Source organism: Paenibacillus darwinianus, from assembly GCF_000598065.1.
Classification (GTDB): Bacteria; Bacillota; Bacilli; order Paenibacillales; family Paenibacillaceae; genus Paenibacillus_I; species Paenibacillus_I darwinianus.
The window spans coordinates 26,344-32,017 of the sequence record NZ_KK082130.1 but is presented as its reverse complement, the minus strand read 5'-3'; the positions used below and the strand labels follow the sequence as shown (position 1 = coordinate 32,017).

Here is a 5,674-nt window from a genome sequence, read left to right as displayed (position 1 = left end):
AAGCCGGAAGAAGCGGCTTGCCATTTTCGTTTCCAAGGAGGACCACTGCCTGCTGGAGCTGCTGTGGCAGTGGCAGGCGGGCGATCTGGACGCGGAGATCGCGATGGTCATCAGCAATCACGAGGACATGAGAGCGCTTGTCGAATCGTTCGGCATCGCCTATCATCACATTCCCGTGACCGCAGACACGAAAGCGGAGGCGGAGCGGAAGCAGCTGGAGGCGGTTACCGGCAAGGCCGATATTATCGTCCTGGCCCGCTACATGCAGATCATTACACCGAAGTTCATCGAATATTTCCCGAACCGGATCATCAACATCCATCATTCGTTCCTTCCGGCTTTCGTCGGCGGCAAGCCGTACGCCCAAGCGTATCAGCGCGGGGTGAAAATCATCGGCGCCACGGCGCACTATGTCACCGAGGAGCTGGACGGCGGTCCGATCATCGAGCAGGACGTGCAGCGGGTGAGCCACCGGAATAACGTCAACGACCTGAAGCGTATCGGCCGCACGATCGAACGCGTCGTGCTGGCGCGCGCCGTCAAATGGCATATCGAGGACCGGATCATCGTGCATCAGAACAAAACGGTTGTATTCAACTGAGTTCGGCGGAAAATCCGACTGACAACCTTATCACCGGCGAACCGGTCCGGAATAAGGTTGTTTGGATTGCGGCCGTTCATGAATGTTCGGATATGCGCAGAATAAGGAAGCTTTTTCTTGCAGCATAGGACTATTTCTATGGAAAACGGCAGAGGCTAGTGGTACAATATTTCAAAAGCCTAAGCACTTGTACGTACAACGTGACGGAGCATACGGCTAACAGTCGAGGAATGGGAGGAAACTAAGCAATGACAGTTTCACAAAAGTCCGTCGAGCAGCTTTCGATCGATACGGTCCGCACGCTGGCCATCGACGCGATCGAAAAGGCGAAATCCGGACATCCGGGCATGCCGATGGGCGCGGCTCCGATGGGATATCAGCTTTTTGCCAAAACGATGAATCACAACCCGTCCAATCCGGGTTGGATCAACCGCGACCGCTTTGTGCTTTCCGCGGGACACGGCTCCATGCTGTTGTACAGCCTGCTTCACCTGTCGGGCTACGATCTGCCGATGGAAGAGCTCCAGCAGTTCCGCCAATGGGGCTCCAAAACCCCGGGCCATCCGGAATTCGGCCATACGGCCGGCGTAGACGCCACAACGGGACCGCTAGGACAGGGGATCGCAATGGCGGTCGGCATGGCGATGGCGGAAGCCCAACTCGCGGCTACCTATAACAAAGACGGCTTTAACGTAATCGATCATTATACGTATTCGATTTGCGGCGACGGCGATTTGTCCGAGGGTCTCTCGAGCGAAGCGGCTTCGCTCGCCGGCCATCTGAAGCTCGGCAAGCTCGTTGTGCTTTATGATTCGAACGATATCTCGCTGGACGGCGAGCTGAACCTGTCGTTCTCCGAGAACGTGCAGCAGCGCTTCCAGGCGTACGGCTGGCAAACGCTGCTCGTCCAAGACGGCAACGATCTCGAGGCGCTTGCCAAGGCGATTGCGGAGGCGCAGGCCGAGACGGGCAAGCCGACCCTGATCGAAGTGAAGACGGTAATCGGCTACGGCAGCCCGAACAAAGGCGGCAAAGGCGGCCATGCCGGTCCGCACGGCTCGCCGCTCGGAGCGGACGAGACCAGGCTGACGAAGCAGGCCTACGGCTGGCAGGACGACGCCCAGTTCCACGTTCCGGACGAGGTGCGCACGCATTTCGCGGACGTAAAATCAAGAGGCGAGCAGGCGAACGCGGAATGGAACAAGCTTGTCGCGTCCTATAAAGCGGCGAACCCCGAGCTCGGCGCCCAGTTCGAAACGGCCGTGAACGGCGAGCTTCCGGAAGGCTGGGACCGCGACCTGCCGGTATACGAGACGGACGGCAAGGCTTTGTCCACGCGCGTCGCTTCCGGCGAAGCATTGAACGGTCTTGCGAAAAACGTACCGAATCTCGTCGGCGGTTCCGCCGACCTTGAGAGCTCCACGATGACGCATCTGAAGGGGCTTCCTGTCTATAAAGCCGATAACTATGCCGGCCGCAACATTTATTTCGGCGTACGTGAATTCGGTATGGCGGCAGCGATGAACGGCATTATGCTGCACGGCGGCCTGAAGGTGTACGGCGGCACGTTCTTCGTATTCACCGACTACCTCCGTCCGGCCGTTCGTCTCGCTTCCTTGATGAAGCTGCCGGTCATCTACGTACTGACACATGACAGCATCGCGGTCGGCGAAGACGGCCCGACGCACGAGCCAATCGAGCAGCTGGCTTCGATCCGGATCATTCCGGGCCTGACGGTCCTCCGTCCCGCCGATGCAAACGAGACGGCGGCGGCATGGCGCTATGCGGTCGCCAACAAGGATAACCCGGTGGCGCTCGTCCTGACCCGCCAGAACTTGCCGATTCTGGCCGGTACGGCGGAGAACGCGCGCGCAGGCATCGAACGCGGCGCTTATGTTATTTCTGACGCCAAGGGCGGCAACGCCGTGGCGCAAATTCTGGCGACCGGCTCCGAGGTGCAACTGGCCGTAGCGGCTCAGAAAGCGCTGGCTGAACAGGGAATCGCGGTTCGCGTCGTCAGCATGCCGAGCTGGGATTTGTTCGACAAGCAGGACCAGGCATACAAGGATTCCGTCATTCTGCCTGACGTCAAGGCCCGTCTTGCCATCGAGATGGCCCACCCGTTCGGATGGGATCGTTATGTCGGCGACAAAGGCGCCGTGCTCGGCATTGACATCTTCGGTGCTTCCGCGCCGGGCGACCGCGTTATTAAGGAATACGGGTTTACGGTCGAGAACGTGATCAGCAAGGTCAAAGCGCTGCTGTAATTCCATATCATAAACAGGACCGCGGCGTGGCCGCGGTCCTTTATAAAGGAGATTAACGATTATCATGTCTCAATTCGAGAGCGTCACCCTCGTGAAGCAGGCGAACGTATATTTCGACGGAAAAGTAACGAGCCGCACGGTTCTTTTCGCCGACGGCACCAAGAAAACACTCGGCATCATGCTGCCTGGCGACTATGAATTCGGCACGGACGCGAAGGAAATCATGGAGATTCTGGCAGGCGACCTGAAGGTTCTGCTGCCAGGTGAGTCCGAGTGGACGCATATCCAGGGCAAAGGCGAATTTACGGTGCCGGGCAACGCGAAATTCAAGCTCCAGGTAGCGGTCGTAACCGACTACTGCTGCTCGTACATCACGGAATAACGATCCCCGGTACCCGGAAACCCGGAAAGCAAGAGACCGACAACAGCGAAGGCTGTCCGATACCGCCGATGGGCGGGACGGACAGCCTTCGCGGACGTTTAAGGGACGGTGGGCGTCCTTACTCTTAGCGGGCCTGCCGCAGCTTGTTCTCGATGTATTCCTCGAGCTGGATCCGCTGATAAGGCGGCAGCGCCGACAGCATGCAGCCGTAATGGAACGCGTCGCCGTGCGCTTCGATCCGGATGATGCGCGCGATCATCGGCGGCAGCGCGGATTGCTCTTCGAAATGGAGCACGACGAACATGTCGAGCCCGAGCGGAAATTCCGAAGCGACCTGCAGGCCGTTGTCGGACAGGTCGCAGAGATAACCTTGCACGGATTGGCCGGAAAATGCGCCTTCCTGCTGCCATTGATAAATGGACATCATCAGGGGAATGCTCAGCGCAAGCCTTGCGCTTCGTCTTCGCTCGCCCGCACCTTCGCCGGACAGGGCGGTTTCAAGTCCGTGATGCGCCGATCCGCCGGTTGCATACGGACGCTCGGCGGCGGCAGTCGTTTCTCCTCCGCTTCCTCCGATGGGACGGCCGATCCAGGTTTCATAGACGTTGGCGAGCGCCGCAAGATCCATGTCGCCAAGGCCGGCGGCCTGGCCGATCTGGAACAGGCTTTTGGCCGCTTCCAGCATCGGCGTCGACATGCCGAGCCCGTCCGACAGCACCGATGACAAGCGCAGGTCCTTCAGCATCAGCTCCAGCGAGAATTGGACGCTGTAGTCGCGGTCGATGATTTTGCGGCCCTTCAAATCCCCCTGCTTGCTTGCCGCGCCGCCCGATTGCACGAGGCGAAGGAAGGAGCGTGCGTCGATGCCGCCTTTGGCGGCGAGCGCCATGCCTTCGATCAGGCCGGCCGCGTTGATGCCGACGATCGTATTGTGCGCCAGCTTCGCCAGCGCGCCGCTCCCGTTCTCACCCATGGGGATGACCTCGCGGCCCATGGTGAGCAGCAGTTCTTGATTGTCGGCAATGACCTCGGAGCTGCCCCCTGCCATGAAGACGAGCGTGCCGTCGATGGCTGCCGGCTTGCTGCCGGTCACCGGCGCATCCAGGAAATCGGCGAACCGTTCTCCGACATCCCGTGCGAGCCGGATGGCCAGCGGCGGAGAGATCGTGCTGGAATCGATGACGGTCATTCCGGGCTTAAGGCCGTCGAGAATGCCGGCTTCGCCGTAGTATACATCCTCCACAGCCGCATCGTTGCTGATCATCGTGATGACGACGTCCGATTCCTTGGCCGCCGCGAAAGGCGAATCGGCCTCCTGGGCGCCGAGGGCCAACAGCTCGTCAGCGCGGCCGGCAGTCCGGTTGTATACGACGACCGGATAGCCTTTGCGGAGCAGATTGGCGGCCATGGGCGCACCCATTGTACCGAGCCCGATGAATGCAATGGTTTTCGTCATATTGCCGGCACCTTCCTTATCGTAAAATGGTGGGAATGACTCGTGCTCGTTCTCTCACGATTTTACCACATTCAGGATGGCTGCCGCATCGGGCGGCGGGGGCTGTGTCGAAATATGCTTTTCTTGTGTTCACGCGGGAAATCCATTATTGTAATGGTTAGGCTGCAGCGCACGGGTTTGTTCGTTCGCACACTATCAATTATCGAGTTGGAGGAGAGTTACGATGTCCAAAACCGTATCATTCGATTACAGCAAAGCGTTAACGTTCGTAGGACAGCATGAGGTCGACTATTTGGCCAGCGCGGTCAAAAATGCGCATGACCAGCTGCGGGGCGGTACCGGAGCAGGCCGTAAAGCTGAAAGTAAACGATTTTATTTTGAAACCGGTTACAGCTCGTGAATTGACGGCAGTACTGGACAAAATACGTGCCGAACTGGACGACGAAAAGTCCCGGAGGGAGGATATGGAGCTGCTCAGGAGGCAGCTGCATGAGAGTATGCCGGTGCTCCGGGAACGGTTCCTGGAGAGGATGGTCAGCACCGACGTCAGCGCGCGTGAGATGAAGGAGCGGATCGCTTATTTCATGCTGCCGTTGAACGGTTCCGATTACCTCGTATTCGCGGCGGATGCCGACCACTTCGGGGACAGGCAGCTGGAGGGAGACCGCGAGCTGCTGCGGTTCGCTGTCTATAATATTGTGCAGGAGATCGCCGGGCGCGAGCCGGGGGCGGCCGTGTTCCGCACCAGGGAAGAGAAGATTGTATGCATATTGTCCGGAGAAGAGGGCCGTATCCTGAATGACAAGGCGCAGCAGATGGCCGAGGACATCCGCCATTCTGTCGAGACCTATCTGCGTTTCACCGTGACGGTCGGCATAGGCCGCCCGGTGGCGAACCTGCAGGAGCTGCGTCACGCTTACCGGTCCGCAGTGTCGGCGCTTGACTACAGGCTCATGCTCGGGACGAAC

Annotated in this window: 4 protein-coding genes and 3 pseudogenes; 5 read left to right on the top strand and 2 right to left on the bottom strand. The window is 59.1% G+C overall.

Annotated elements, in window-relative coordinates:
• The 3 genes from purU to ppnP all read left to right on the top strand — a co-directional run.
• Positions 1-601: formyltetrahydrofolate deformylase (purU, locus tag BG52_RS01845; protein ID WP_036666768.1), on the top strand; the 601-nt coding region annotated here is incomplete at its 5' end.
• A gap of 248 nt (positions 602-849) precedes the next feature.
• On the top strand, positions 850-2,868 hold the full coding sequence (gene tkt / locus BG52_RS01840; RefSeq protein ID WP_036666740.1) for a transketolase: 2,019 nt from the start codon (positions 850-852) through the stop codon (positions 2,866-2,868).
• A 64-nt stretch (positions 2,869-2,932) separates the two neighbouring features.
• Entirely contained in the window at positions 2,933-3,250 is a 318-nt protein-coding gene (gene ppnP / locus BG52_RS01835; RefSeq protein ID WP_036580221.1) for a pyrimidine/purine nucleoside phosphorylase, read from the top strand.
• A gap of 124 nt (positions 3,251-3,374) precedes the next feature.
• Here the strand turns inward: ppnP and BG52_RS16325 are convergent.
• Positions 3,375-3,707 (bottom strand): annotated as a pseudogene (locus BG52_RS16325) (PilZ domain-containing protein); the annotation flags it as partial.
• Between the two features lie 111 nt (positions 3,708-3,818).
• Positions 3,819-4,706 (bottom strand): annotated as a pseudogene (locus BG52_RS01830) (NAD(P)-dependent oxidoreductase); the annotation flags it as partial.
• Between the two features lie 223 nt (positions 4,707-4,929).
• On the opposite strand from BG52_RS01830, the gene BG52_RS15860 reads away from it, so the two are divergent.
• Together BG52_RS15860 and BG52_RS15855 are read left to right on the top strand one after the other, a co-directional pair.
• The gene (locus BG52_RS15860) at positions 4,930-5,106 is read left to right on the top strand and encodes a hypothetical protein (RefSeq protein WP_190287438.1); all 177 of its coding nucleotides are present in this window, start codon (positions 4,930-4,932) and stop codon (positions 5,104-5,106) included.
• Between the two features lie 64 nt (positions 5,107-5,170).
• A pseudogene (locus tag BG52_RS15855) lies at positions 5,171-5,674 on the top strand (DNA-binding response regulator); the annotation flags it as partial.

Coding starts and splice junctions, on each gene's coding strand:
- tkt (WP_036666740.1), top strand. CDS start 850: ATGACAGTTTCACAAAAGTCCGTCGAGCAGCTTTCGATCGATACGGTC.
- ppnP (WP_036580221.1), top strand. CDS start 2,933: ATGTCTCAATTCGAGAGCGTCACCCTCGTGAAGCAGGCGAACGTATAT.
- BG52_RS15860 (WP_190287438.1), top strand. CDS start 4,930: ATGTCCAAAACCGTATCATTCGATTACAGCAAAGCGTTAACGTTCGTA.